A 26,788-nucleotide genomic window follows, 5' to 3' on the forward strand; every position below is an offset into this window, starting at 1 on the left:
TCGGGGCGTTCGTCCACGACCATCACCACCAGCAACAGCAATACGCGGATTGCTGCCGGTCGTATTGCCAGCACGAACAAGGCAAGTGGCCTGCGTGTGGAAACGCCTGCGCGCGCCACCAACAGCAATACGCGCGTGTTGACGCGCACTGGCGTAGTCGCGCAGCCCGTGGTGCGCAGCACCGACAATCCAGGCATGAATTCCGAGCGTCTGCGTGACGCCATGGTGGCGCGGCTGCGCAAGGCCGGCATCAGCGACGAGCTGGTGCTGTCGGCCATGCACGCCGTCCCGCGTCATCACTTCATCGATGAAGCGCTGGCCAGCCGTGCCTACGAAGACGCCTCGTTGCCGATCGGCCACGGACAGACTATCTCGCAGCCCTGGATCGTGGCGCGGATGATCCAGACCGCGCGGGCCAACCGTACGCTTACGCGTGTGCTGGAAGTCGGTACCGGCTGCGGTTATCAGGCGGCGGTGCTGGCGGGCGTGGCACAAGAGGTGTATTCGATCGAGCGTATCCGTGGACTGCACGATGTGGCGCGGGATCGCCTGCGGCCGCTGCGTCTGTCGCGCGTGCGCCTGGCGCTGGGCGATGGCATGCTGGGTCTGCCCAGCGCCGCGCCCTTCGATGCGATTGTGGTCGCGGCGGCAGGCATGGCGATTCCGGATGCGCTGTCAGAACAATTGGCCATCGGCGGGCGGCTTGTCGCCCCCGAAGGCACTACCGAACAACGTTTGATATTGATAGAGCGCACCGGTGCGCGCAACTGGAAGCGGTCCGAACTGGAATCAGTTCGCTTCGTTCCCTTGCGCCCTGGCGTGATCTGGTAATAAGTCTCAGAGGGAGATGCAGGATGCTGAATCGGCGTACGCCTGGTCAGAAGCACGAAACCAAGCCGGCAACGGCACGGCTGGCCGGACTGGTGTATCGGGGCGCAGTCTGCGGCCTGGCCGCACTTGCGTTGGCAGCTTGCACGACGCCGCCCCGCCGTACAGCTGCGCCGGTTGTCGAACACACGGGTTCCAGCCCGGTGATGAGCGCACCGGACACCTCGTCCGGCAGCGCGGCAGCCGCAACCCCGTCCACCGGTGGCGTCTATGTCGTCAAACCGGGCGATTCGCTGCGTCGCATTGCGACGGCTTACGGCGTGGACTGGCGTGACCTGCAGCAGTGGAACAACCTGCCAGATCCCAATCACCTGGTACCCGGGCAGGAGCTTCGCTTGCATGGCGCAGGCGGAACGGCGCCGGTCGCATCAGGCCCGGTGCCTGCTGCACCGCCAGCCGGTACGGTGCAGACCAACCCCATCGGCGGTGGTGGCGCGAGCCAGTCCCGTCCGCTGGACGCCGCGCCTGGAACGGGCGTGAGCGACGGTGCTCCTGCGCCCGCAACCGCCACCAAGCCGCCGGCACCCTCCGCACCGGTGGTGCGTGGCGATGGCCCTGATGAACGCATCGACTGGGCCTGGCCTGCCAATGGCAAGCTGATCGAAGGCTTCAACGAGGCGCGCAACAAGGGCCTGGATATTGGTGGCAACCTGGGTGACCCGGTGCTGGCTGCGGCCGATGGCAAGGTGGTGTACAGCGGCAGTGGCCTGCGTGGCTACGGCAATCTGATCATCATCAAGCACAACAACACCTACCTGTCTGCATACGCGCATAACCGCGCGCTGCTGGTCAAGGAAGGTCAGGAAATCAAGCGCGGCCAGCGTATTGCGGAATTGGGCCAGACCGACGCCGCCACGCCGCGTGTGCACTTCGAAATCCGTCGCCAAGGCAAACCAGTCGATCCGGCCGGTTTCCTGCCGGCACGCTGATCTTTGCTGTGCATTGCTGCTTGAATTTCTCTGGCACGAGTCGTTTCTCATGACGCCGATCCTCATTTTCGACCTGGAAACCATCCCGGACGTCGAGGGTCTGCGCCTGCTTAACGGCTGGTCGCCAGACGTGCCCGATGCCGAGGTGGTCGAACGCGCCTTTGCGGCGCGGCGCGAGGCAGTGGGGCACGACTTCCTGCCGCTGCATCTGCAGAAGATTGCGGTGGTGGGCTGCGCGTTTCGCGACAACGATGGATTCCGGGTGCGCTGCATCGGTGGTCCGGATGACAGCGAAGCCATGCGCATCTCGGGTTTTTTCAAGACCATCGAGCGCTACACCCCCCAGCTTGTCAGCTGGAACGGGTCCGGCTTCGATCTGCCGGTCTTGCACTACCGTGGCCTGATTCACGGCGTGGCCGCTCCCCGTTACTGGGATATGGGCGAAGATGACCGTGATTTTCGCTACAGCAACTACATCAGCCGCTACCATCAGCGCCACGTTGACCTGATGGACCTGCTGGCGAAATACAATGGCCGGGCGAACGCACCGCTCGATCAACTGGCCAAGCTTTGCGGGTTTCCTGGCAAGCTGGGCATGGATGGCAGCCAGGTCTACACCGCCTGGACCGACGGCCGGGCCAACGAAGTACGCGCTTACTGCGAAACTGACGTAGTCAACACCTGGTTGGTGTATTGCCGGTTCCGCCTGATGCGGGGTGTGCTTACCCGCGAGCAATACGACGACGAGATCGCACTGGTCCGTAACACGCTGGCGGCCATCGATGAGCCGCACTGGCGCGAATATCTTGCGGCCTGGCCCGACGCTGGTCAGCCCGCACCCTGAACGACACTGTCCCCACACACCGGCCTGGCCGGTGTGGTGCGCGACACGGCACACTCTCATGACTCACGTACACGACGATTCTTCCGCCAGCCTCATTGCGTCTGGCATGCCTGATGATGACGACACGCCTTTCGCTGCGCGCGAAGGCGGTGCGTCACGCCGTGCAGATGCCATGGCCGAGGTCGCCATCTCGCGCCTGGACGCGCCTGATGCATCCTGTCCGCCGCCCGCTCCGCCGGCCGACGGCAGCATCCTGATCGAATCGCTGGATCAGGATGGCCGAGGGGTAGGGCGGCGCGATGGCAAGGTGATCTTTGTCGAAGGTGCGCTGGCCGGGGAGCGCGTCAGCATCAACGTGTTCCGCAGCAAGTCGTCTTACGAGGTTGCCAACGTCGTTGAGGTGCATCACAGTTCGCCGCTGCGTGTCGAACCGCGTTGCCCGCACTTCAAGGTCTGCGGCGGCTGTGCGATGCAACACGTCGATGCCGGCGCGCAGGTTGCGATCAAGCAGCGCGTGCTGGAAGACACCTTCTGGCACCTGGGCAAGCTTCGCCCCGAACACATGCTGCCGCCGATTCACGGCCCGTACTGGGGCTATCGTCATCGCGCTCGTTTGTCGGTGCGGGCGCTGCCCAAGCCGCGCGGCGTGTATGTGGGCTTCCGGGAAAAGAAGAGCAGCCATGTGGCGGACGTGCGCGAATGCCATATCTTGCCGCCGCATGTGAACGACCTGCTGATGCCGCTGCGCACGCTGATCGCTGCCATGTCCAAGCCCGACCGCCTGCCGCAGATCGAAGTGGCCGTGGGCGATGACGTGACCGTGCTGGTGCTGCGTCACCTAGTGCCCTTGATCAAGCGCGACCTGATCCTGCTGGCCGATTTTGCCGAGAAGCACAAGATTCAGTGGTGGCTGCAGCCCGACGGCCCGGAAACCCTGCATCCGCTGTTGCGTGCCGACCGGGAAGGCCTGTCGTACACCTTGCCGGAATTCGGCCTGCGCATGCCGTACCGGCCGTCCGACTTCACCCAGGTCAATCCTGGCATCAATCGGGTGCTGGTGTCGCGTGCCTTGCAACTGCTGGATGCGCAGCCCACCGACCGCGTGGCCGATATGTTCTGTGGCCTGGGCAACTTCACCTTGCCGCTGGCGACGCAATGTCGTGAAGTGGTGGGTGTCGAAGGTCTGGAGAAGCTTACGCAGCGTGCCCAAGACGCCGCGCGCCGTCACGGCCTGGACGGGCATACGGCGTTTTCCACGCTGAACCTGTTTGAAGTCGATGCGCGCTGGTTGCGTAGCCTGGGGCATTTCGACCGCATGCTGATCGACCCGCCGCGTGAAGGTGCGCATGCGCTGGCGCAGGCCTTGGCTGCCATTGGCAGTGACGGCCCGAAGCGGATCGTCTACGTATCCTGCAATCCGTCTACGCTGGCTCGCGATGCGGCAATTCTGGTGCACGAAGGTGGGTACGTGATCCGCAGTGCGGGTGTGGTCAACATGTTCCCGCACACCGGGCACGTGGAGTCGATTGCCGTGTTCGAGCCGGGTCCGCGATTGTTGGGTGCGCCGGCTTCCTGATCCAGCGGAGCTAACTTGTGGATGAGGCGACGACGCTTACCGGTCGTCTCGCCGAGTCGCAAGGCGCTGGTGCCTGGTGATCCTGCGCAATGGGTGGAGCCAGGCATTTTCATCTGCGACAGGATCCTATATATTAGAATATTCTAATGTTCGAATAAAAATCATGCATTGGTCTCAAGCCTTGCTGGGTGGCATGTTGATCGGCGGTGCAGCAGTCTTGTTGATGGCGGGGCTGGGGCGTATTGCGGGTATCAGCGGTATTGCCCGCCAGGCATTCGGTCGCGGTAAAGGCGATGGCCGTGAAGATCGAGGCTGGCGACTGGCTTTTCTGGCCGGCCTATGGTGTGCGGCCTTGCTATGGCAGCTTGTGCGTGGCGGCGTGAGCCTGGGCGTGCCGCAGGTATCCACGCCTGTGTTGCTGCTGGCGGGCTTGCTGGTCGGGGTCGGGACGGCTTTGGGTGGTGGTTGCACCAGTGGTCACGGGGTGTGCGGCATCGCGCGCTTGTCGCCACGGTCCCTGTTGGCGACGGCGGTCTTCATGTCATTCGGTTTTCTCACCGTCTATGTGCTTCGCCACGGTTTGCCGGGAGCCTTGTCATGAGGCTGGCAATCGGTTTTGTGGCGGGCCTGTTGTTCGGCTTCGGGCTGATCATCGGAGGCATGACCGACCCTGCCCGGGTGCTTGGTTTTCTGGATCTCGCAGGCGCCTGGGATCCAAGCCTGATTTTCGTGATGCTGGGGGCAGTCGTCACTACGGCGCTGGGCTATCGCCTGGTGCTGGCGCGCGCGCATCCCGTGTGTGACACGGGCTTCCATTTACCCGCCGCCAAGCGCGTTGATCGACGCTTGTTGCTGGGCGCGGCGCTGTTCGGGACGGGCTGGGGGCTTGCCGGGTATTGTCCTGGTCCCGTCATTGTGTCCCTTGCCAGTGCACAGAGCGGTGTGTGGATCATGTTCGTGGCAATGCTTGCCGGCTGGTTGCTGGTGGATCGCGTTGTCGCAGCGTCTTGAACAGGGAGGTGTCATGACATATCCGGTCGAAAACCAAGCACCGCAGGTGCAGAGTTTCTTCCACGAGCCAACGTCAAGCTTCAGCCATATTGTGTCTGACCCGGCAAGCGGCCGGGCCGCGATATTCGAGGCCGTGCTCGACTACGACCCGGTCTGCGGCCGCACCTCGCGAAGCTTCGCCGATCAACTGGTGGCGGCTGTGCTGGAGCGTGCCTTGACGGTCGATTGGATCATTGAGACGCATGTGCATGCCGACCACCTGTCGGCGGCACCGTATTTGCGGCAACGCCTGGGCGGACAAATGGCGATCGGCAGCCGAATCACCCGTGTTCAGCAGATATTTGGTGAGCTGTTCAACGCAGAAGATGATTTTCCTCGTGACGGAAGCCAGTTCGATCGACTGTTCGACGATGGGGATACGTACAAGATCGGCCACTTGCAGGCGCGTGTGATGCATACGCCCGGTCATACGCCGGCCTGCACGACGCACCTTGTCGGCGATGCAGCGTTGGTGGGCGATACGCTGTTCATGCCCGACTACGGCACGGCCCGCTGCGATTTTCCTGGCGGCGATGCACGCGCTTTATATCGGTCTATTCAGCAGATTCTTGCCTTGCCGGACGAGACGCGTCTGTTTCTTTGTCATGACTACAAAACCGAGGGCCGGGAGGGTGTCTGTGGCCAGACGACTGTCGGTGCCCAGCGTGCCGCGAATATCCATGTCAGCGGGGCGGCCGATGAGGAGAGCTTTGTGCGTATGCGCCAGGCCCGCGACGCAACCCTGGGCCAGCCCCGCCTGATCCTGCCGTCGGTGCAAGTCAATATGCGGGCAGGGCGCATGCCGCCGCCGGAGTCCAATGGGGTGCGTTATCTGAAGGTGCCGATCGATGTCTTCTGAGATAACCGTGGATACGCCGCAGGTGGGCCTGTTGGTCAAGGCGCCATCTGCCGCGATGCCGCTGGACGTGATGCGGCAGCGTGCCGACGAGGCAGTGGCCCTGCTCAGGTCGGTGGGCAGCACCAACCGGCTGATGATTCTCTGCCAGCTGGTCGAGGAAGAGCGTTCCGTGAGTCAACTGGTTGACGCGCTGGGGCAGTCGCAAAGCGTGGTTTCGCAGCATCTGGCGGTGTTGCGCCGCGAGGCGATGGTAGTGGGGCGTCGCGATGGGCAGTCCATTCACTACCGGATTGCCGATGATCGCGTCCGCGTGTTGATGCAGACATTGTTCCAGTTGTTCTGCCATCCCGACGACAAGGTCTGAGATCAGGCGACACAAAAAAAGCGGACCCCGAAGGGCCCGCTTTTTTTCCGTCAGGCCTTGCGGCCCAGGTTTCTATCCTTACTCGCGATCGCCGCTGGTGATGCCAAGAATGGCCAACAGGCTGGAGAAAACGTTGTACAGCGACAGGTATACGCCCAGCGTCGCCGACACGTAGTTGGTTTCGCTGCCGTTCTTCACGCGCTGCAGATCGACCAGGATGAAGGCCGAGAAGATACCGACTGCCAGCACCGAGATGGTCAGGGTGAGCGCCGGAATCTGCAGGAAGATATTGCCCACGGCAGCGACCATCAGCATGATCGCGCCGATGAACAAGAACTTGTTCATGTTCGACAGGTCACGCTTGATGGTGCTCGACAGCACAGCCATCGTGCCGAAGACTGCTGCGGTGCCGCCGAAGGCGAGCGTGATCAGCGACGCGCCGTTGGACATGCCCAGCACGAAGCCGAGCATGCGCGACAGCATGATGCCCATGAAGAACGTAAACGCCAGCAGCAGGCCTACACCGACTGCGCTTTCCCGATTCTTTTCGATCAGGAACATCATGCCGAAAGCGCCCACCAGGAACACGATGGAGCTTAAGCCCGGACTGGCACCCATGATCTGGGCGATACCGGTGTTCAATCCGACAACCGCGCCGAGCACGGTGGGGATCATGGAAATTGCGAGCAGCCAATATGTATTGCGCAGTACACGATTTTGTACCGCGACCTGCCGGCTTTCACCGGCGGTGCTGACAGATGCCGTGCGGAACTCGTTCATGGAGACCGACTCCTATTGTTTTGTGGCGTTGTCAAAAGTTGCCCCCGCGAGGATGGCATGAGGTTCAGACCCCAAGTATGCATCAGGGTTCCCGTGTGTGCCTAACGGCGTATCTGCCTGCATCGGCCTGTGATCGCCCTTTTTGTCCGGTCGAAAGCGGAACCCTCCCGTTGCGCGATGGCGAATCATGCGTCGGTGTCTGCCTTGCGAAACGACAGCGTGATACAATTTAGGGTTGAGGTAATCCCGAAGCGTAAACTAGAAGTACTTGTTTTTATTGGAGTTTTTATGGCAATTGAACGCACCCTGTCGATCATCAAGCCTGATGCCGTTGCAAAGAACGTTATCGGCCAGATCGTTACCCGTTTCGAGTCGGCTGGCCTGAAGGTCGTTGCTGCTCGTCTGACCCAGCTGTCGCGTGCCGACGCTGAGCGTTTCTACGCTGTGCACTCGGCTCGTCCTTTCTTCAAGGACCTGGTTGAGTTCATGATCTCGGGCCCGGTGTTCGTGCAAGCGCTGGAAGGCGAAGGCGCAATCCTGAAGAACCGCGACCTGATGGGCGCGACCGATCCGAAGAAGGCTGACAAGGGCACCATCCGCGCCGACTTCGCTGACAGCATCGACGCCAACGCCGTTCACGGCTCGGACGCGCCGGAAACCGCTGCTGTCGAGATCGCGTTCTTCTTCCCGGAAATCAACGTCTACTCGCGTTGATCCAGGGAGAGGCTGACGCCTCTCGTTCGACCTGCCGGGACCCGGTCGGCGCATGCCGCCGGGTCTTTGTGCAAGATCGAAAAAGTGTTTGAAGCAACTGTTCGACGCAAGTGCTCGACGCAAGTTGTGTAGAAGTACGTGTTTTGAAAAACCGCTGCGAAGCCTGCAGCACCTCCCAACCGATCAAGGAGAACGCCATGGAGAGGACAGAAACGGGGACGTCCCCGGCGCCGCTCGATACGCGCATCAACCTGCTCGGCATGGATGGTGCGGCACTCGGCGCATTGGTGGCATCGTGGGGCGACAAGCCCTTCCGTGCCAAACAGCTGCAGCGCTGGATTCATCAGCGCGGCGCTGGCGATTTCGAGGTCATGACCGACCTCGCGAAGTCTTTCCGCGCCACCCTGGCCGAGCGTTGCGACATACGCAGCCCCGGTGTGATCGCGGACCATCTTTCTGCCGACGGCACGCGCAAGTGGTTGCTTGACGTCGGTCGTGGCAATGCGATCGAAACCGTGTTCATTCCGGAAGACGATCGCGGCACGCTGTGCATTTCCACCCAGGCCGGCTGTACCGTGGCCTGCCCGTTCTGCTCGACCGGCTACCAGGGTTTCAATCGCAACCTGGGTGTGGACGAGATCATCGGGCAGCTGTGGTGGGCCAAGCGCACGCTGGAAGCCGCGCGCGCCGACATGCCCCCGCGTGCGGCCGATGCCGATCCGCGTGTGATCAGCAACGTCGTGATGATGGGCATGGGCGAACCCCTGCTCAATTACGACGCCACGGTCAGTGCACTGAAGCTGATGCTTGACGACAATGCCTATGGCCTGTCGCGCAGGCGTGTCACGCTGTCCACGTCAGGCGTGGTGCCGATGATGGACCGCCTGTCACAGGACTGCCCAGTGGCCCTGGCGGTGTCGCTGCACGCGCCGAATGACGCGCTGCGCGACGAGTTGGTGCCGCTGAACAAGAAGTACCCGTTGCGCGAGCTGATTGCCGCATGCCAGCGTTATCTGGAATATGCGCCGCGTGACTTCATCACCTTTGAATACATCATGCTGGATGGCATCAACGATGCCGACCAGCATGCGGACGAATTGATCGACATCGCACGGCAGGTCTCGTGCAAGTTCAACCTTATTCCGTACAACCCGTTCCCGCAGTCAGGGCTCAAGCGCTCTTCGTCGGCACGTATCAAGGTATTTGCGCAACGTCTGATCGACGCAGGTATCGTTACGACTGTACGCAAGACGCGCGGCGATGACATCGATGCGGCCTGTGGACAGCTTGCCGGCGAGGTGCAGGATCGCACTCGCCTGAAGGCCCGGCAGGAAATGAACAGCAAGTTCGGACGGATCGTAGAGGTTCATGGATGACGTACCCCGGTGACAACGCGACTGCGCCTGGCGCAGCCGATGCATTTTCGTCTGTTGGTCACGCCTTGCGCGAATTGCGCACGCAGCGTGGCTGGTCGATCTTCGACGTATCGGCGCGCCTGAAGTTTGCGCCGCGCCAGATCGAAGCGCTCGAAAACGAAGAATGGAGCGAACTGCCGCGCGGCTCCTCGTTGCGTGGTTTCTTGCGCAATTACGCGCGCTTGCTTGAAATCGATCCCGAACCGCTGCTGACGGCAGTGGAAGGTCCGGCCCATGCTGCTGCCGCGCCGCGTGTGACCGATGCCGTTGCCAGTGCGGTGGCTGCCGTGTCGTCGGCGGTGCCGGTGTCCTCATCGCGTCGTCGGTCCACGATCGGCCAGCAGCGCCGCCGTGGTGTTGGCGTCTTCAGCATCGTGCTGGTGCTGATCGCTGCGGGCGCTGCTTACGCCGTGGTGCAGGAGCGTCTGCCCGAGCAATGGCGCATTGCGCGCATGCTGCGTAACGACAATGGCAATGCGATCACGCCGCCTGCCACGATTTCCGGCGCACCCGGCACTATTTCGAGCAATGCCCCGATTGCAGCGGCAAATCAGCCCGAAGTGCGCGTACCGCATCCGCTTGAGCCTGCTCCTGCGGCCAATGGCTCAGCAACGCCGTCGTCTTCGTCGGGTACCAGCACGACTACCACGACTACCACGGTGATTCCGCCGTTGAGTCCGACGGCCAATACGTCGTTGACGCCAGCTGCGCCCACACCGGCACCCGGTGCGATCACGCCGCCGGCAACCACGCCTGCACCGACCGCAGCACTGGTTACGCCGCCGGCTGCGACGCCTGCCAGCCCGGCAGCAACTGCTGCGGCAACAGCTGCGCCGCGCGCGGCAGCACCGGCTGGCAGTTCGCCCCTGGTCTTGCGTGTGGTCAACGACAGCTGGGTTGAACTCAAGGCAACCAACGGCACGCTGGTGTCGAAGGTGTTGCCGGCCGGTAGCGAGCACAGCTTCGATGTGGTGCCGCCCGGACGCCTGGTTGTCGGCAATGCCGGTGGTGCCACGGTGTCCTGGCAGGGCAAGCCGATGGACGTGCGCAGCGCACAGCGTGACAACGTGGCGCGTCTGACCTTGCAGTGAAGCAATGGCGTGCTGGAATGGAGTTTTTGACGCTGGGCCGCGCCAAGTCAAAAAAGCGCCCCGTTGGGGGCGTGGCGCGGTAAGCGTGGAAACTTTTCTTCCGGTGGTGAACTTGCATGGATGAGCGGATGAGTACGGAGTCGACCGAATCTACGACGCAGACTGGCTCGTGTCCCGAGCCGCTTCCTTTTCCGGTTGGCCCTGATTTCCGTCGTGTGACGCGACAGGTTGCAGTGCGCTGGGGCAACCGCACGGTCATGATCGGCGGCGATGCCCCGGTTGCCGTGCAGTCGATGACCAACACCGACACAGTCGATGCCATCGCCACGGCCATCCAGGTCAAGGAGTTGTCCTTGGCTGGGTCGGAAATGGTCCGCATCACTGTCAACACGCCGGAAGCTGCCCGTGAAGTGGCAGCCATCCGCGAACAGCTTGACCGCATGGGTGTGGATACGCCGCTGATCGGCGACTTCCACTACAACGGCCACAAGCTGCTGACCCAATACCCGGATTGCGCGCAAGCCTTGTCCAAGTACCGGATCAACCCCGGCAACATGGGCAATGGCAAGCGTCGCGACGACAATTTTGCGCAGATGATCGAAGTCGCCTGCCGCCACGACAAGCCAGTTCGCATCGGCGTGAACTGGGGCAGCCTTGACCAAGACCTGCTGGCGCGCAAGATGGATGAAAACAGCCAGCGCTCGAAGCCGTGGACCGCGCAGGCGGTGATGCGCGACGTGCTGGTGCTGTCTGCCGTGGAAAACGCGCAGCGTGCCGAACAGCTTGGCCTGCCTGGCAACCGCATCGTGTTGTCGTGCAAGGTAAGCCACGTACAGGACTTGGTCTCGGTGTATCGCGACCTGTCGCAACGCTGTGACTATCCCCTGCACCTGGGGCTTACCGAAGCCGGCATGGGCAGCAAGGGCATCGTGGCATCGACCGCGGGCCTGGCGCTGCTGCTGCAAGGCGGCATCGGCGACACTATTCGCATTTCGCTTACCCCCGAACCGGGTGGTGACCGTGCGAAGGAAGTTGTCGTCGGTCAGGAAATTCTGCAAAGCCTGGGCCTGCGCGCCTTCGCACCTGTGGTGGTGGCTTGCCCGGGTTGCGGTCGTACCAGCAGCACGGTCTTCCAGGAATTGGCGTCCAGCATCCAGGAATTCCTGCGCGCACAGATGCCGGTCTGGCGCTTGAAGTACCCGGGCGTCGAAAGCATGAACGTCGCGGTCATGGGCTGTGTGGTCAACGGTCCGGGCGAGAGCAAACATGCCGACATCGGCATCAGTTTGCCCGGCACTGGCGAGACCCCGATTGCACCGGTGTTCGTCGACGGCCAGCGTGTGGTCACGCTGAAGGGCGACAACATCGCCGAGACTTTCCAGGGCATGGTGGAAAGCTACGTGCAGCGCCGTTATGGTGCTGCGGAAACGGTGGATGCCTGAACGGCCCGCCGCACAACGATAAAAAGATGGCAGAAAACTTTCAAAAGCTCACCGCGATTCGCGGTATGAACGACTTGCTCCCCGCCGATTCGGCTCGTTGGGAGCGCCTGGAACGCCTGGCCCGCGACTGGCTGCGCAGCTACGGTTATCGCAATATCCGCACCCCGGTGCTGGAGTTCACGCGTCTGTTCACGCGCGGCATCGGCGAAGTCACCGACATCGTCGAAAAAGAGATGTACAGCTTCACCGATTCGCTCAATGGCGACTTGCTGGCCATGCGTCCCGAGTTCACCGCAGGCACCGTGCGTGCCGCGATCGAACACAATTTGCTGTATGACCGTCCGCAGCGTCTGTTCTCGATGGGACCGGTGTTCCGTCACGAGCGTCCGCAGCGCGGTCGTTATCGCCAGTTCCACCAGATCAGTGTCGAAGCCATGGGTTTTGCGGGTCCTGATGTGGACGCCGAACTGATCGTGATGCTGGCGCGTCTGTGGCAGATTCTTGGCCTGACCGACATCCGTCTGGAACTGAACTCCCTGGGTGCGTCTGAAGAGCGCGCAGCGCATCGCGACGCCTTGATCGCCTATCTGGAAGGTTTCAAAGACCAGCTGGACGAAGACGGCAAGCGCCGCATGTACACCAACCCGCTGCGCGTGCTGGATACCAAGAATCCGGCCCTGCAAGAGATGGCCAACGGCGCACCGCGCCTGCTGGACTTCCTGGGTGCCGAATCGCTGGCGCACTTCGAAGGCGTAAAGCAACGCCTGGACGATGCCGGCATTGCCTACACCATCAACCCGCGCCTGGTGCGTGGCTTGGACTACTACAACCTGACCGTGTTCGAGTGGGTGACCGATCGCCTGGGCGCGCAAGGTACGGTTTGCGGCGGCGGTCGCTACGACGGCCTGATCGGTCTGCTGGGCGGCAAGCCTGCACCCGCAGTCGGCTTTGCCATCGGCATGGAACGCCTGCTTGATCTCTGGTCGCAAGGTGATGCAGCGGAAGCGGAACCTGAGTGCGACGTCTATGTCGTACACCAGGGCGATGCGGCGGCGCGTCGTGCTCAACGCATCGGCGAACAATTGCGCGACGCTGGGTTGGATGTGATCGTCCACGCCGGCAGCGCCAGCTTCAAGTCGCAGATGAAGCGCGCCGACGGCAGTGGTGCCGAGATCGCCGTCATTCTCGGTGACGACGAACTTGCTGCCGGCGAAGCCAGCGTCAAGACCTTGCGCAGCCAGGCAGATGGCAGTCCTGGCACCCAGCGTCGGGTTGCACTCGACGCACTGGCCGACACCTTGATCCAGAGCTTCGACAGCGACGTCGACTGACACAATACGCGACGGCCGGGGCGCGATCCGTTAAGCTGCGCCCCGGTTGCTCCATCGCGCGATTTCCGGATCGGCGCACGCTTTCTTCTTTCCATCTCGCGTTTTAACCGGGACATGCATGGCCTACGATTTTGAAGAACAGGAAAAGCTCGACGCGTTGAAAGCGTGGTGGGCGAAATACGGAACCCCGATCCTTGCCGTGCTGGCACTGGTGTTGATGGGCTTCGCTGCCTGGAACGGCTGGAACTGGTATCAACGTCGCGAAGCCGCGACTGCGATGGTGCATTACGAAGCGCTTGAAAAAGCCGCGCGTGAAGGCAACGTCAACCAGGTGCGTGATGCCTCCGGCACCTTGCTCGACAAGTACGGCCGTACCGCGTATGCGCCGCGCGCAGCACTGCTGGCCGCGCATGCTTTCCTGCAAGCTGGCGACACCAAGGCTGCGACCGAACAACTGCTGTGGGTCGTCGACAAGAGCAAGGACGATGCGCTGATTCCAGTGGCGCGTCTGCGCCTGGCCGGCATCAAGCTGGACGACAAGCAATATGACGACGCACTTGCTCAACTGAAAGATGCGCCTGCCGCCTTTGCAGGCCTTTTCGCCGATCGTCGTGGCGACATCCTGGTTGCGCAAGGCAAGACCGATGACGCGCGTGCCGCCTACAAGTCGGCGCTCGCTACACTCGATCCGGGCAGCGCCTTGCGTCCGGTGGTTCAACTCAAGCTTGACGCCCTGGGTGGCGTGTGACGGGAGTTCGTATGCGTGAATCGATTGTGCGGGGCCGCAGCCTGGCCTTGCGTTCGGCAGCCGTGGTTGGCATGACCATGGTGCTCGGCGGCTGCGCGTGGTTCAGCAGCGAAAAGCCGCGTAACGTGCCGGCAGCGCTGACCGAATTCGCGCCGTCGCTCGCTGCGCGCACCAGCTGGACCGCCTCGACCGGTGGCCAAGCCGGCCTTGGTTTCCAACCGGTCGTGGTGGGCAATGCGGTCTATGCCGCAGACGCAGACGGCAACGTCGGCAAGTTCGATCTGGCCAGCGGCCGCGAAGTCTGGAAGACCTCGGTCAAGACCAAGCTCGCAGCTGGTGTGGGCAGTGACGGCAACATCACTGCCGTGGCAACCACGCGCGGCGAAGTGATCGCGCTGGACGACAGCGGCGCAATCAAGTGGCGTTCGCAGGCAACCAGCGAGATCACCATTCCGCCGGTCGTGGGTGGTGGCATGGTGGTGGTCCGCAGCGGTGACTATCGCGTCCAGGCCTTCGAGATTGAAGGCGGCAAACGTCGCTGGAGCGTGCAGCGCCCCGGCCCCGCCCTGGCACTGCGCTCGGTTGCTGAATTGCTCGTGTCGGGCGGTTATGTCTTCACCGGCTTGCCCGGCGGCAAGGTCATTGCGATCTCGCTCGAAAACGGGGCAGTCCGTTGGGAAGGTACGGTTGCCGTACCGCGCGGCACCAGCGAACTTGAACGTGTCGCCGATGTGGTCGGCGCGCCTGTGATTTCGGGCCGCGAACTGTGCGCAGTAACCTATCAGGGCCGCATTGGCTGCTTCGACGTCGGTTCGGGCAATTCCACCTGGGCGCGTGACTTCTCCGGCGTGTCCGGCGTTGCCGCCGATGTGCGTTTCGCCTTTGCACCCAATGACCAGAGCGTGGTCTTCGGCTTTGCCATCGACTCCGGCGCAAACGTCTGGAAGCAAGACGCCTTGCAGCACCGCAAGCTTTCCGGTCCCGTGTCCATCGGCCGCGCTGTCGCGCTGGGCGATTACCAGGGCTATGTGCATTTCCTTGGCCGTGAAGATGGTCGTCTGCTGGCGCGCGTAGCGACCGATGGCAGCCCGATCGTTACCCGGCCGCTCGCAATCCCCCAAGGCGTGGTGGCTCAGACCTCACGCGGAACGCTGACCCTGATCGGTGTCGGCGAATAAGGCACTTTCGATGAAACCCGCAGTTTTCAAACCCGTGGTTGTACTGGTTGGCCGTCCCAACGTGGGCAAGTCAACCTTGTTCAATCGTCTTACCCGTTCGCGCGATGCGCTGGTGGCCGATCTTCCTGGCCTGACGCGTGATCGTCACTACGGGGAAGGGCGGGTCGGCGACCATCCTTATATCGTCGTGGATACCGGCGGGTTCGAACCCATCGTCAAGGAAGGCATCCTGGCGCAGATGGCCAAGCAGACGATGCAGGCCGTGGCCGAAGCCGACGCGATCATCTTCCTGGTCGATGGCCGCGTCGGTCTGACCGGCCATGACCGTGAAATCGCCGATCGGCTGCGCAAGTCGGGTCGCAGTGTGCTGCTGGCCGTGAACAAGGCCGAAGGCATGCAGCACGCATCCGCCTCGGCTGAGTTCTACAAGCTCGGCTTGGGTGAACCGCACCCGATTTCGTCTGCGCACGGTGACGGTGTGGTTGACCTCATCAATGAGGCCTTGCTTGAGTTCTATCCGGAAGAGCCGGAAGAAGAAGTGCCGGAGAACGGCTACATCATCGAACCGGAAGCCCCTGCGCCCGATCTCGACGGCGAAAAGGACTTCCGTCCCGCTATCGAGCACCGCGTGCGTCTGGCGATTGTCGGCCGTCCGAACGTAGGCAAGTCCACCCTGGTGAACACCTTGCTGGGCGAAGAGCGTGTCATCGCCTTCGACCAGCCGGGCACCACGCGCGACGCCATTGAAATCGAATTCGAACGCGGTGGCCGCCAGTACACCTTGATCGACACCGCTGGCCTGCGTCGTCGCGGCAAGGTCTTCGAGGCAGTCGAGAAGTTCTCCGTCATCAAGACCTTGCAGGCCGTCGAGGCCAGCAACGTAGTCTTGCTGATGCTGGATGCCCAGACCGAAATTTCGGATCAGGACGCGCACATTGCCGGCTTCGTGCTGGAAACCGGCCGGGCGCTGGTGGTGGGCGTGAACAAATGGGACGATCTGGATTCCGACCAGCGCGACCAGATCAAGCGTGATTTCGAGCGCAAGCTGCGTTTCCTGTCGTTTGCCAAGGTGCACTTCATCTCGGCGCTGAAAAACGAAGGCGTGGGCCCGCTGCTGAAGTCGGTCAACATGGCGCACGCTGCGGCATTTGCCCGTCTGTCGACGCCGAAACTGACACGCGCGCTGCAACTCGCGCTGCAAAAACAACAACCGCCGCGCAAGGGCATTTTCCGTCCGAAGATGCGTTATGCCCACCAAGGCGGGCAGAATCCGCCGCTGATCGTGATTCACGGATCGGCGTTGGACCAGATCCCGGATTCGTATCGCCGTTATCTGGAAACCACTTTCCGCAACGAGTTTTCGCTGGCAGGTACACCGCTGCGCATCGAATTCCGCGCGTCGAAAAATCCGTACAGCTCCAAGGATTGATATTGCGTGCCGCCGCCCCAAGCTGTTGAGCAAGGGGAGCGGGCACGGATTGTGCAGTGGTCACGTAGTCTCGTCCGGGAAAACCCGGTAGAGTAATCGGGCTGGCGTCCGCCAAAAACAACATACATAGGAGCCCACACGATGAGCAATAAAGGGCAATTGCTACAAGACCCGTTCCTCAACGCACTGCGTAAAGAGCATGTGCCGGTATCGATCTACCTGGTGAACGGCATCAAGCTGCAAGGTCAGATCGAGTCTTTCGATCAATACGTCGTCCTGTTGCGCAACACGGTGACCCAGATGGTTTACAAGCACGCCATCTCGACCGTCGTTCCGGCACGTCCGGTCAACTTCCAGGTAGACGCTCCTGCTGAATAATTTCGCTTGCCCGCCGCCGACCGGGGTGACGCCGGCGGCGACTGTCGAGGGCATATCATGCGTGCTGTAGTTGTCAGTATCGATTTCGGCAAGCCCGACTTCGAACCGCAAACCGAAGAATTCATCATGCTGGCAAAAGGGGCTGGCGCCGAGATCGTCGATACGATCATCGCGCGCCGTCCGCGGCCGGACGCCAAGTTGTTCGTGGGTACCGGCAAGGCCGATGAAATCGGTCTTGCCGTGCAGGCGCATGATGCCGAGATCGTGCTGGTCAATCATGCCCTGTCGCCCGGTCAGCAGCGCAATCTCGAGCGTGTATTCAATGTGCGCGTGGTCGATCGCGTGGCACTCATCCTCGACATCTTCGCGCTGCGTGCGCAAAGCCACGAAGGCAAGCTGCAGGTCGAGCTGGCCCAGCTTCAGCATCTGATGACCCGCCTGACCCGCATGTGGTCCCACCTGGAACGCCAGCGCGGCGGTATCGGCATGCGCGGTCCGGGTGAATCGCAGCTGGAAATGGACAAGCGAATCATCGGCGACAAAGTCAAGCGGCTGCACGAGCGCCTTGAACTGTTGACGCGTCAGCGCCATACCCAGCGTCGGGCGCGCGCGCGCAGCGGCACCTTGTCGGTGTCGCTGGTCGGCTATACGAATGCCGGCAAGTCGACGCTGTTCAACGCGTTCACGCGCGCTGACGTCTACGCAGCCGACCAGCTGTTCGCCACGCTCGACACCACCAGCCGGCGTATCTGGGTGGATGGGGCAGGGCAGGTCGTGGTGTCCGACACCGTCGGATTCATCCGCGAGCTTCCCCACATGCTGGTCGCCGCGTTCAAGGCGACGCTCGAGGAGACCATCAATGCCGATCTGCTGCTGCACGTGGTCGACCATTCAAGCCCGCAGCGTGACGAACAGATCTCCGAAGTGAACAAAGTGCTGAAGGAAATCGGGGCCGATCACGTGCCCTGCATTCTGGTCTATAACAAGATCGACATGGCCGGTCTCGATCCCGCAGTGGAAAGAGACGAGCATGGTACGATTTCGCGGGTATTTGTCAGCGCAAGCGAGCGCTCCGGACTCGATTTATTGCGCGGGGCAATGGTCGAGTTCAGTCAGCGCGCGGCCGTCGCCGAGGTTCCCGAAGAGGACCCGCGGTTCGACGCACGCCGTTCATCCATCAGCCCCCCCTAGTGGGGTCCGTTCCTGAGGGCGGGATTCCCGTCCGCCTCTCTGCGTACAAGAAAAGATGCTTCTGACTTCGATTTCAAGACTATTCAATCTGAACGATTCGAACTGGGGCCGCGGTGGCTCCGGCGGCAATTCCGGCAATGAACCGCCGCGTCGCCCTCCGGGCGGCGGTGGTAATAACAATAACGGCGGACCGCCGGATCTCGACGAACTCTGGCGCGATTTCAATCGCAAGCTGGGTGGCATGTTCGGCCGTAAAGGCGGTGGCAACGGGAATGGTGATGGCTCCGGCGGATCGCCGCGCTATGCGCCGCCTTCGCCGCGTCGCGCGCGTCTGGGCCTGGGTCTGGTGTTGCTGGTCATTGCCCTGATGTGGCTGGGCAGCGGCTTCTTCATCGTCCAGGAAGGTCAGGTTGCTGTCATTACGCAATTCGGCAAGTACGAGCGCACCACGCGTTCGGGCTTCCAATGGCGTCTGCCGTATCCGATCCAGGCTCACGAAACCGTGAACCTGTCGCAGTTGCGCACCATCGAAGTCGGTTTCCGCAACAACGCCCGTACCAAGGTCGGCCGTGAAGCGCTGATGCTGACCGATGACGAAAACATCGTCGATCTGCAGTTCGTGGTCCAGTACCGCCTGCGTGAAGATGGCGCACGTGCGTATCTGTTCGACCACCGCGCGCCTGACGAAGCCGTGATGCAAGCGGCCGAAACCGCCATGCGTGAAGTCGTTGGCAAGAAGCCCATGGACTTCGTGCTGTACGAAGGCCGTACCCAGGTTGCCGCTGAAGCCGTCGCACTGATGCAGCAGATCATGGATCTGTATCGCACTGGTGTGCTGATCAGCAGCGTGGCCATCCAGAATGCCCAGCCGCCGGAACAAGTGCAGGCAGCGTTCGATGACGCGGTCAAGGCCGGTCAGGATCGTGAGCGTCAGATCAACGAAGGTCAGGCTTACGCCAACGACGTCGTGCCGCGTGCCCGAGGCATGGCCTCGCGTCTGCTGCAGGAAGCCGATGGCTACAAGCAACGTGTGGTGGAAACCGCAGAGGGTGATGCAGCTCGCTTCGGCCTGGTGCTGACCGAATACCGCAAAGCCCCGCAGATCATGCGTGACCGTCTGTACCTGGACACCATGCAGCAGATCTTCACGCACACCAGCAAGATCATGGTTGATTCGCGCAGCGCCAACAATCTGTTGTATCTGCCGCTCGACAAGATCATGCAGCAAGCATCTCAGGAGTCCCTGTCCGCGGTCCGTGGCACGGGTTCGGCAAGCGTTCCGGCTCCCAGCCCATCGCTTCCGTCTACCAACGCGCCCGCACCCGAGAGCAATCGCATGCTCGACGGCCTGCGTAATCGCGACCGTACCCGCTGATAAGGAACGCCAATCATGGATCGTCTGATTCCCGCTGTAATCGGCCTGCTTATCGCGCTGGCCGCGTTGTCCTCTTGCATGTTTGTCGTCAAGGAACGCGACTACGCTGTCGTGTTCGCGCTGGGCGAGATCAAGGAAGTGATTCGCGAACCGGGCTTGTACTTCAAGCTGCCGCCGCCGTTCCAGAACATCGTCTATTTCGACAAACGCATTCTCACCATCGACAATCCGGATGCCGAACGTATCCAGACCTCGGAAAAGAAAAACTTGCTGATCGACTCGTTCGTGAAGTGGCGTATTTCCGATCCGCGCACCTTCTACGTCACCTTCGGTGGCAACGAGCGTAGCGCGCAAGAGCGTCTGTCGGCCCTGGTACGTGATGCCATGAACGCGTCGATCAATCGTCGTACCGTCAACGACGTGACCTCGAAAGAACGCGACAAGATCATGCAGGAAATCCGTACCAACGTTTCCGTACCGGCCAAGGCGCTGGGTGTGGAAATCATGGATGTGCGTCTGAAGCGTGTGGACTTCGTGCCGGAAATTTCGGAATCGGTCTATCGCCGCATGGAAGCCGAGCGCAAGCGCGTGGCCAACGAGCAGCGTTCGATCGGTGCCGCAGAAGGCGAGAAGATTCGCGCCGATGCCGACCGCCAACGTGAAGTCATCCTGGCGGAAGCTTATCGTCAAGCCCAGCAAGCCAAGGGTGAGGGCGACGGCGCTGCCTCGTCGATCTACGCCAATGCATTCGGCCAGGATCGTGATTTCTACAACTTCTACAAGAGCCTGGAAGCCTATCGGGAATCCTTCGCCAACAAGAGCGATGTCCTGGTGGTCGATCCTAGCTCGGAGTTCTTCAAGTACTTCAAGGCCCCGGGCGCAAGCTCGGCAGCACCTGCGCGTTAAGGCATGACGCTGCTTTACTGGCTCGGCGCTGCGCTGGGCCTGATGCTGGTGTTGGAAGGTTTACTGCCGTTTGCTGCGCCATCCCGGTGGCGCAGCGCGGTCAGACGCTTGGCGGAGTGCAGCGACGCACAGATCCGTTTTGGTGGTCTGACCGCCATCTTGGGAGGCCTCTTGATTTTGTGGCTTTTCGAGTAGACAATAGCGTGTAAGCCAAGGCTTGGGATTTTGCTCGCGTGTTTAGACCGCGCAGCAACCCGATCAGGCGGTTGGATGGGCTTGCACTCGATGCACCCTCACAACCGCTTTTTTTTCGTCCGCGTGTTTTGAAGCGCGGTTCCAGGTTTCTGTTTTGTACGGTTTTTACCCCGTACGCGAACACCCTTTTTCTCCAGGATATCGGTCCCGACTATGGGCAAATGGCTGTTGCCTGAAAGCTTGGCAGACATACTGCCGGCCGAGGCACGACGCATCGAAGAGTTGCGCCGTCTGCTGCTCGATCTGTATCGCACGTATGGCTATGAAATGGTCATGCCGCCGCTCGTCGAGTATCTCGATTCGTTGTTGTCGGGCAGCACCCGACACGATCTGGATCTGCGTACCTTCAAGCTGGTCGATCAATTGTCCGGTCGCTCGCTTGGCGTGCGTGCCGACATGACGCCGCAGGTCACGCGCATCGACGCGCACTTGTTGAATCGTTCGGGCGTCACGCGCCTGAGCTACTGCGGCAGTGTGCTGCATACGCGTCCGCGTGGTCTGTTCTCCACCCGCGAACCCCTGCAGATCGGCGCCGAAATCTACGGCCACGTCGGCCCCCAGGCCGATATCGAAGTCGTGCAGTTGGCGCTCGAAAGTGTCAGCCGGGCCGGCATCATTGGCGCGCGACTCGATCTGGGTCATCCGGGCGTTGTGCGCGCCTTGCTCGACGACGATCCGGCTGCCGCACCGCTGGCAGAAGACGTGTTCTCGCTGCTGCGGGACAAGGATGTCCCGGGCCTGGAACGACTGGTTGCCGCGTTGCGCCCGGACACCGCTGCCGCGTTGCTCGCGCTGCCCACCTTGTACGGTGGGCGCGAAGTGATCGTCCAGGCGCGTGCCAAGCTGCCGGCGCTGACGCGTGTGGCAGAAGCGCTGGATGCGCTGGAAGCCGTCGCGCTTGCGTTGCCAGGCGTGGATGCCGGCATCGACCTGGCCGACGTGGGTGGTTATGGCTATCACTCCGGTGTGATGTTTGCCGTGTATTGCGATGGCTGGCCCGACGCCGTGGTGCGTGGCGGCCGCTATGACGATGTGGGACGCGCCTTCGGACGTGCGCGGCCTGCGACTGGATTCAGCCTGGACTTGCGGGTGTTGGCGGGCTTGTTGCCGCCGCCCAGTATTGGCCGGGCAGTTCGTGCGCCGTGGGGGCAGGATGCCGCCTTGGCGAGCGCTGTGGCGGCATTGCGCGCGCAGGGCGAAATTGTTGTGCAGGCATTGCCGGGGCACGACAACGACCAGCAGGAATTCATCTGCGATCGTGAGCTGGTGCTGATCGACGGCACCTGGCAGCTGACGACGCTTAACTGACAGGTTCGCCGGCAGGGTGCTGGTTGACCACGACTTGTAAACGCGCAGATTGCGCGCCGACATCGGGCAGGAATATGGCTAAGAACGTAGTAGTAATCGGCACCCAGTGGGGTGACGAAGGCAAGGGCAAGATCGTCGATTGGCTGGGTGAGTCGGTCAAGGGCGTCGTGCGCTTCCAGGGCGGCCACAATGCCGGCCACACCCTGTGGATCAACGGCAAGAAGACCATTCTTCGCCTGATTCCCTCGGGCATCATGCACCCGTCGCTCACCTGCTACATCGGCAACGGTGTGGTGTTGTCGCCGGAAGCGCTGCTGAAGGAAATTTCGGAACTCGAAGCCGCTGGCATCGAAGTGCGCTCGCGTCTGCGCGTGTCCGAAGCCTGCCCGCTGATCCTGCCTTACCACGTTGCCATCGACCAGGCACGTGAAGCCAAGAAGGGCGATGCAAAGATCGGCACGACCGGTCGCGGCATCGGCCCGGCCTACGAAGACAAGGTTGCCCGCCGCGCCCTGCGCGTGCAGGACATGTACGACATGGCTCGCTTCGATGAGAAGCTGGCCGAAGTGCTGGACTATCACAACTTCGTGCTGACCCAGTACCTGGGCGCAGCCCCGATCGACGCCGCCATGGTGCGCGAGCAAGTGCTGGCGCTGGCCCCGCTGCTCAAGCCGATGGTCGCCGACGTGGCCGAAGAGCTGTATGCCGTGCAAGCCAATGGCGGCAACCTGCTGTTCGAAGGCGCACAAGGCGCACTGCTCGACGTCGACCACGGCACCTACCCCTTCGTCACCAGCAGCAACTGCGTGGCCGGTGCTGCGTCGGCTGGCGCAGGCGTTGCGCCGCAATCGCTGCACTACGTGCTGGGCATCACCAAGGCCTACACCACGCGCGTCGGTTCGGGCCCGTTCCCGACCGAACTGATGGACGAGACCGGTACTCACCTGGCTACGGTCGGCAAGGAATTCGGTTCGGTCACCGGCCGTCCGCGTCGCTGCGGCTGGTTTGACGGCGCTGCCCTGAAGCGCTCGGTTCGCCTGAACGGCGTGTCGGGCCTGTGCATTACCAAGCTCGACGTGCTTGACGGTCTGGAAACCCTGCGCATTGGCGTGGGCTACCGTGATGGCGATACCGTCCGTGAAGTGCTGCCCTATGGTTCGTGCGCAGTGGCGGCCTGCGAGCCGGTGTTCGAAGAAATGCCGGGTTGGAGTGAATCCACCGTTGGCGTGACCGAATTCGACAAGTTGCCGGTCAACGCCCAGCGTTACCTGAACCGTCTGGCTGAAGTCACCGGCGTGCCGATCGCCATGGTGTCGACCGGCCCGGATCGCAACGAAACGATCTTGCTGCAGCACCCCTTCAAGGACTGAAGCAAGCGCAGCGGCCCCGGTCGCTGCTGAAAAAAACCTGCCCTGGGGTCATTCCCTTCGGCAGGTTTTTTTTCGTCGTGTCAGTGCCCTCGTTGCGGCGTAGCATCGCTGTGCCAACGCCGATGCACATAGTGTTTTCAGCAGAATTTCCGCAGGGTAGTATGCCCAACCATTGATCGATATTGTTATGCCACCCACGAAGCGAAATCATGAGCGCCATTGAACTGCCGCGTAACGACGTGCTGCTCGGCCATCTTTACGACTCCGTGATGGCGCCGGGTGGCTTCGACAGCTTCATCGCCTTGTTCTGTGAAGCCTTCATGCTCAAGTCGGCCACGCTGATGGTCCGCAACGCACAGACCCAGGAAATGACGGGCTTGTGGATTCACGGCATCGAGGTGAAATGGCTGGAAAGCTATGCCCTGGACTTTGCGACCGAGGACATTCTTGCCCACCATATCGTGACGCAGCCGATTGCGCTCTTCTACGCCAGCAATCTCGATCTGCCGCATCCAGAGCATTTTGCTGACTCGCGCTTCTTCCGCGAGTGGGTGCAGCCGCAGGGGGTGGCATATGCTGCCGGCGGCATTGTGTTGCGCGAAGGTGCGTGGATGACGCAGCTGATCATGCAGCGTTCTCCCGAGCAGCCTCCGTTTGATCGCGCCGAGATGAATCGCTTGAACGAGCTGGTGCCGCATCTGCAGCGCGCGATCCAGATGCGGCAGCGTTTTGCTGAACTGCAGCTGGGGCAGAATTTCATGGCCGGCAGCCTGGACGTGCTTGCCATGCCCACGCTGTTGTTCGATGAAAACAGTCGTGTGATCCACACCAACAGCAGCGCCACGGCTTTGCTTGGTCAGTCTGGCAGTCTGTGGCTGGACAACAAGTACCTGCTTGCCCGTGATCCGCAGGTCACCCGCAATCTCAATCTGGAACTGAGCAATGCGATTCGTTCCAGCCGGGGGAAGGGAGGCGAGCCCACTGGCGTGGTGCTGTTGCCGCGAGTCGGTCGCATGCCCTTGATGCTGATGATTGCACCCTTGTCCCTGAGCGGTGCTTCCGCGCAGGGAGCCGCCTTGCTGTTTGTGTTCGATCCAGAGACCGTGCCGGCGATAACGCATGACCTGATCCGCAAGCTTTTCGGATTGACCGAAGCCGAGGCCGAACTGGCCGTGGCCTTGTGCAGCGGCAAGACCCTGGACGATGCCGCTACCGAGCGCGGCACCTCGGTTCACACCACCCGCAGTCAGCTCAAAAGCATTTTCGGCAAGACCGGTACCAAGCGCCAGGCCGACCTGGTGTCGTTGCTGTTGGCCAGCCCGGCGTACTTTCTTGCGCAGGCTCCGACGGTTGAGCAGTAGGGTTTGCTGCCGACGGGCCTGTTTTAGCCTTTGAGGGCTGGCCCGGCTGCGGCAATGCTTGGTTATGCTGTGAGTTCTTCCCAGCTTCGCGAGGCCTTGCCCGATGTCGACATTGCACAACCGCTTCAAACAAGATTTGCTTGATGGCAAGCCGCAGATTGGCTTGTGGATGGGGCTGGGCAATGCCTATTGCGCAGAGATTTGTGCTGGTGCAGGTTTCAACTGGCTGGTGATCGACGGAGAACACAGCCCCAACACCCTGACCACGGTGCTGTCGCAATTGCAGGCAGTGGCTGCCTATCCTGATGTCGAACCCGTGGTGCGCGTGGCGTGGAACGATTCGGTGCTGCTCAAACAAGTGCTGGATGTCGGTGCGAAGACGGTGTTGGTGCCCATGGTGCAATCGGCCGAAGAGGCGCGTGCGGCAGTGGCTGCTGTGCGTTATCCGCCGAATGGGGTTCGGGGTGTGGGCAGTGCCTTGGCCAGGGCTTCACGCTGGAATCGCATTCCCGATTACCTGACGCGTGCCGATGCGCAGATGTGTCTGCTGGTGCAGATCGAGACACCAGCCGGCCTGGCGGCACTGGATGAGATCCTGGCCGTGGAGGGGGTGGACGGCGTGTTCATCGGCCCGGCTGACTTGTCTGCCAGCATGGGGTATCTCGATCAGCCAGGTCATCCGGTTGTACAAGCTGCCATCGAAGACGCCATCAAGCGGATTCGCGCGGCAGGCAAGGCCCCTGGCATTCTGTACAGCGACAAGACACGCGCGCAGCACTATCTGTCCCTGGGGGCCTTGTTCGTGGCGGTAGGCGTCGATACCAGCGTCTTTGTGGCGGGCCTGGATGCCTTGGCGTCGAGTTTCAGGCCTGATGCGCAGGGCGGGGCGACTATACAAAAAGAACGTGGGCCGTATTGAGATCGGTGGCGGGGCCGGACGTGGATCGCATCCGGGTCGCATCGGGGTCGCATCGGGGTCGCGTCAGTACGGCATCCTCATCGTCCCTCGGCTTGCACCCCCGAGTTTCCACCCCGGCTTACAATCCGCCTTTATGTTTTTTTGCGCCGCGCGCTGAGTGCGGCGAAGCCAGGCCATGCCTCAATCCACTGACAAAGACCTTTGGGTCAACTGGGACGATTACCATCGTCTGATCGAAAAACTCGCGCTCACCGTGCATGAGTCGGGCTGGAAATTTGACCAGATCGTCTGTCTGGCGCGAGGCGGTGTACGAGTCGGCGATGTGTTGTCACGCATCTGGGATGTGCCGCTGGGCATCCTGGCCACCAGCAGCTACCGCGAGGCCGCGGGCACGCAGCAAGGTGAATTGGACATCGCGCAGTTCATCACCATCACCCGTGGCAGCCTGGGTGGACGGGTTTTGCTGGTCGACGACATGGTCGATACCGGCATGACCTATGACCGTGTGCGCAAACACCTGATTTCGCAATTCCCGGCGATTACCGAATTGCGCACAGCTGTGCTGTGGTTCAAGTCGCATTCAACGGTGGTGCCCGACTACTACGTCGACAAGCTGACGACCAACCCTTGGATTCATCAGCCTTTCGAGGACTATGACAGCTTGCGCCCGGCGCAGCTGGATGCCTGGGTGCGCAGAGGGCAGGGCTGAGGGGTAAAAAGCTGGGGCGCAAGGCTAGTGCGCAATGCCAATGGGGCAAGGCCAAATGACCTGACTAAAAACCAGGCGGGCCGCCCCGGCAATCTGAGCACCTGATTCCGAGCGCCCAATGCAAAACGGGGAACACTGTTTCCAGTATTCCCCGCTTCGTCTTAATTGGTGCCCAGAAGAGGACTCGAACCTCCACACCTTGCGGCACACGGACCTGAACCGTGCGCGTCTACCAATTCCGCCATCTGGGCTTAGCCTGCTAAAGGCCGGTACTGCTTTGCTGATCGCTATGTTTCCGCGTCAGCAGGTTTGTATTATATACACAAACCGAGACTTACTTTCTTGCGTCTTCGTACATTTTGCTTTTTCTGAGTTTTT

The 26,788-nt window shown here is 61.7% G+C and carries 27 protein-coding genes and 1 tRNA gene; 26 read left to right on the forward strand and 2 right to left on the reverse strand.

What is annotated here, in order from left to right; all coding sequences use genetic code 11:
* Window positions 1-195: 195 nt before the first annotated feature.
* The 8 genes from FXN63_RS09105 (at window position 196) to FXN63_RS09140 (ending at window position 6,510) form a co-directional block, all read left to right on the forward strand.
* Window positions 196-831, forward strand: a complete 636-nt coding sequence (locus tag FXN63_RS09105; RefSeq protein ID WP_148819111.1) for a protein-L-isoaspartate(D-aspartate) O-methyltransferase — start codon at window positions 196-198, stop codon at window positions 829-831.
* A 23-nt stretch (window positions 832-854) separates the two neighbouring features.
* Window positions 855-1,817, forward strand: coding sequence for a peptidoglycan DD-metalloendopeptidase family protein (locus FXN63_RS09110; RefSeq protein WP_148814363.1), 963 nt, complete (start codon window positions 855-857; stop codon window positions 1,815-1,817).
* Window positions 1,818-1,866: 49 nt separating this feature from the next.
* On the forward strand, window positions 1,867-2,661 hold the full coding sequence (locus FXN63_RS09115) for a 3'-5' exonuclease (protein WP_148814364.1): 795 nt from the start codon (window positions 1,867-1,869) through the stop codon (window positions 2,659-2,661).
* Between the two features lie 172 nt (window positions 2,662-2,833).
* Complete coding sequence (rlmD, locus tag FXN63_RS09120) at window positions 2,834-4,237, forward strand: 23S rRNA (uracil(1939)-C(5))-methyltransferase RlmD (RefSeq protein ID WP_148819113.1); 1,404 nt, start codon at window positions 2,834-2,836, stop codon at window positions 4,235-4,237.
* A 163-nt stretch (window positions 4,238-4,400) separates the two neighbouring features.
* Window positions 4,401-4,838: a YeeE/YedE family protein gene (locus tag FXN63_RS09125; RefSeq protein WP_148814365.1), complete on the forward strand. Its 438-nt coding sequence runs from the start codon at window positions 4,401-4,403 to the stop codon at window positions 4,836-4,838.
* Window positions 4,835-5,248: a DUF6691 family protein gene (locus FXN63_RS09130; RefSeq protein ID WP_148814366.1), complete on the forward strand. Its 414-nt coding sequence runs from the start codon at window positions 4,835-4,837 to the stop codon at window positions 5,246-5,248. Before FXN63_RS09125 ends, FXN63_RS09130 begins: the two co-directional genes overlap by 4 nt.
* A 13-nt stretch (window positions 5,249-5,261) precedes the next feature.
* A complete protein-coding gene (locus tag FXN63_RS09135; protein WP_148814367.1) occupies window positions 5,262-6,146 on the forward strand; it encodes an MBL fold metallo-hydrolase in 885 nt (294 codons plus the stop codon).
* The gene (locus FXN63_RS09140) at window positions 6,136-6,510 is read left to right on the forward strand and encodes an ArsR/SmtB family transcription factor (RefSeq protein ID WP_222864015.1); all 375 of its coding nucleotides are present in this window, start codon (window positions 6,136-6,138) and stop codon (window positions 6,508-6,510) included. Before FXN63_RS09135 ends, FXN63_RS09140 begins: the two co-directional genes overlap by 11 nt.
* A 78-nt stretch (window positions 6,511-6,588) precedes the next feature.
* On the opposite strand, the gene FXN63_RS09145 is transcribed toward FXN63_RS09140, so the two are convergent.
* A complete protein-coding gene (locus FXN63_RS09145; protein WP_148814368.1) occupies window positions 6,589-7,290 on the reverse strand; it encodes a Bax inhibitor-1/YccA family protein in 702 nt (233 codons plus the stop codon).
* A 288-nt stretch (window positions 7,291-7,578) separates the two neighbouring features.
* On the opposite strand from FXN63_RS09145, the gene ndk reads away from it, so the two are divergent.
* From ndk to FXN63_RS09235, 18 genes are all read left to right on the forward strand, one after another.
* On the forward strand, window positions 7,579-8,004 hold the full coding sequence (gene ndk / locus FXN63_RS09150; protein ID WP_148814369.1) for a nucleoside-diphosphate kinase: 426 nt from the start codon (window positions 7,579-7,581) through the stop codon (window positions 8,002-8,004).
* A gap of 197 nt (window positions 8,005-8,201) precedes the next feature.
* Entirely contained in the window at window positions 8,202-9,380 is a 1,179-nt protein-coding gene (gene rlmN / locus FXN63_RS09155) for a dual-specificity RNA methyltransferase RlmN (RefSeq protein ID WP_148814370.1), read from the forward strand.
* Window positions 9,377-10,510 (forward strand): helix-turn-helix domain-containing protein, encoded by a 1,134-nt coding sequence (locus tag FXN63_RS09160; protein WP_148814371.1) that lies wholly within the window; start codon window positions 9,377-9,379, stop codon window positions 10,508-10,510. Before rlmN ends, FXN63_RS09160 begins: the two co-directional genes overlap by 4 nt.
* 128 nt (window positions 10,511-10,638) lie before the next feature.
* On the forward strand, window positions 10,639-11,952 hold the full coding sequence (gene ispG, locus FXN63_RS09165) for a flavodoxin-dependent (E)-4-hydroxy-3-methylbut-2-enyl-diphosphate synthase (protein ID WP_148814372.1): 1,314 nt from the start codon (window positions 10,639-10,641) through the stop codon (window positions 11,950-11,952).
* A 26-nt stretch (window positions 11,953-11,978) separates the two neighbouring features.
* Window positions 11,979-13,283, forward strand: coding sequence for a histidine--tRNA ligase (hisS, locus tag FXN63_RS09170; protein WP_148814373.1), 1,305 nt, complete (start codon window positions 11,979-11,981; stop codon window positions 13,281-13,283).
* A gap of 118 nt (window positions 13,284-13,401) precedes the next feature.
* On the forward strand, window positions 13,402-14,031 hold the full coding sequence (locus FXN63_RS09175; RefSeq protein ID WP_148814374.1) for a YfgM family protein: 630 nt from the start codon (window positions 13,402-13,404) through the stop codon (window positions 14,029-14,031).
* Window positions 14,032-14,042: 11 nt separating this feature from the next.
* Window positions 14,043-15,209: an outer membrane protein assembly factor BamB gene (gene bamB / locus FXN63_RS09180; protein ID WP_148814375.1), complete on the forward strand. Its 1,167-nt coding sequence runs from the start codon at window positions 14,043-14,045 to the stop codon at window positions 15,207-15,209.
* A 10-nt stretch (window positions 15,210-15,219) separates the two neighbouring features.
* Complete coding sequence (gene der, locus FXN63_RS09185) at window positions 15,220-16,638, forward strand: ribosome biogenesis GTPase Der (RefSeq protein WP_148814376.1); 1,419 nt, start codon at window positions 15,220-15,222, stop codon at window positions 16,636-16,638.
* 141 nt (window positions 16,639-16,779) lie between these two features.
* On the forward strand, window positions 16,780-17,016 hold the full coding sequence (gene hfq, locus FXN63_RS09190; RefSeq protein ID WP_148814377.1) for an RNA chaperone Hfq: 237 nt from the start codon (window positions 16,780-16,782) through the stop codon (window positions 17,014-17,016).
* 57 nt (window positions 17,017-17,073) lie between these two features.
* Window positions 17,074-18,207: a GTPase HflX gene (gene hflX, locus FXN63_RS09195; RefSeq protein WP_148819117.1), complete on the forward strand. Its 1,134-nt coding sequence runs from the start codon at window positions 17,074-17,076 to the stop codon at window positions 18,205-18,207.
* Window positions 18,208-18,268: 61 nt separating this feature from the next.
* Window positions 18,269-19,582 (forward strand): FtsH protease activity modulator HflK, encoded by a 1,314-nt coding sequence (gene hflK, locus FXN63_RS09200; protein WP_148819119.1) that lies wholly within the window; start codon window positions 18,269-18,271, stop codon window positions 19,580-19,582.
* 15 nt (window positions 19,583-19,597) lie between these two features.
* The gene (gene hflC, locus FXN63_RS09205; protein ID WP_148814378.1) at window positions 19,598-20,488 is read left to right on the forward strand and encodes a protease modulator HflC; all 891 of its coding nucleotides are present in this window, start codon (window positions 19,598-19,600) and stop codon (window positions 20,486-20,488) included.
* A gap of 3 nt (window positions 20,489-20,491) precedes the next feature.
* On the forward strand, window positions 20,492-20,683 hold the full coding sequence (locus FXN63_RS09210; RefSeq protein WP_148814379.1) for a DUF2065 domain-containing protein: 192 nt from the start codon (window positions 20,492-20,494) through the stop codon (window positions 20,681-20,683).
* 213 nt (window positions 20,684-20,896) lie between these two features.
* The gene (locus FXN63_RS09215; protein ID WP_148814380.1) at window positions 20,897-22,051 is read left to right on the forward strand and encodes an ATP phosphoribosyltransferase regulatory subunit; all 1,155 of its coding nucleotides are present in this window, start codon (window positions 20,897-20,899) and stop codon (window positions 22,049-22,051) included.
* A gap of 74 nt (window positions 22,052-22,125) precedes the next feature.
* Window positions 22,126-23,421 carry an adenylosuccinate synthase gene (locus tag FXN63_RS09220; protein WP_148814381.1) on the forward strand — a complete coding sequence of 432 codons (1,296 nt, stop codon included), beginning with the start codon at window positions 22,126-22,128 and terminating at the stop codon, window positions 23,419-23,421.
* 209 nt (window positions 23,422-23,630) lie between these two features.
* Entirely contained in the window at window positions 23,631-24,782 is a 1,152-nt protein-coding gene (locus FXN63_RS09225; protein WP_148814382.1) for a helix-turn-helix transcriptional regulator, read from the forward strand.
* Window positions 24,783-24,885: 103 nt separating this feature from the next.
* Complete coding sequence (hpaI, locus tag FXN63_RS09230; protein WP_148814383.1) at window positions 24,886-25,701, forward strand: 4-hydroxy-2-oxoheptanedioate aldolase; 816 nt, start codon at window positions 24,886-24,888, stop codon at window positions 25,699-25,701.
* Between the two features lie 175 nt (window positions 25,702-25,876).
* On the forward strand, window positions 25,877-26,410 hold the full coding sequence (locus FXN63_RS09235) for a phosphoribosyltransferase (RefSeq protein WP_148814384.1): 534 nt from the start codon (window positions 25,877-25,879) through the stop codon (window positions 26,408-26,410).
* Between the two features lie 166 nt (window positions 26,411-26,576).
* Here FXN63_RS09235 and FXN63_RS09240 read toward each other — a convergent pair.
* Window positions 26,577-26,661 (reverse strand) — tRNA-Leu (locus tag FXN63_RS09240).
* Between the last annotated feature and the right edge of the window lie 127 nt (window positions 26,662-26,788).

Source organism: Pigmentiphaga aceris (assembly GCF_008119665.1).
GTDB classification, from domain to species: Bacteria; Pseudomonadota; Gammaproteobacteria; order Burkholderiales; family Burkholderiaceae_B; genus Pigmentiphaga; species Pigmentiphaga aceris.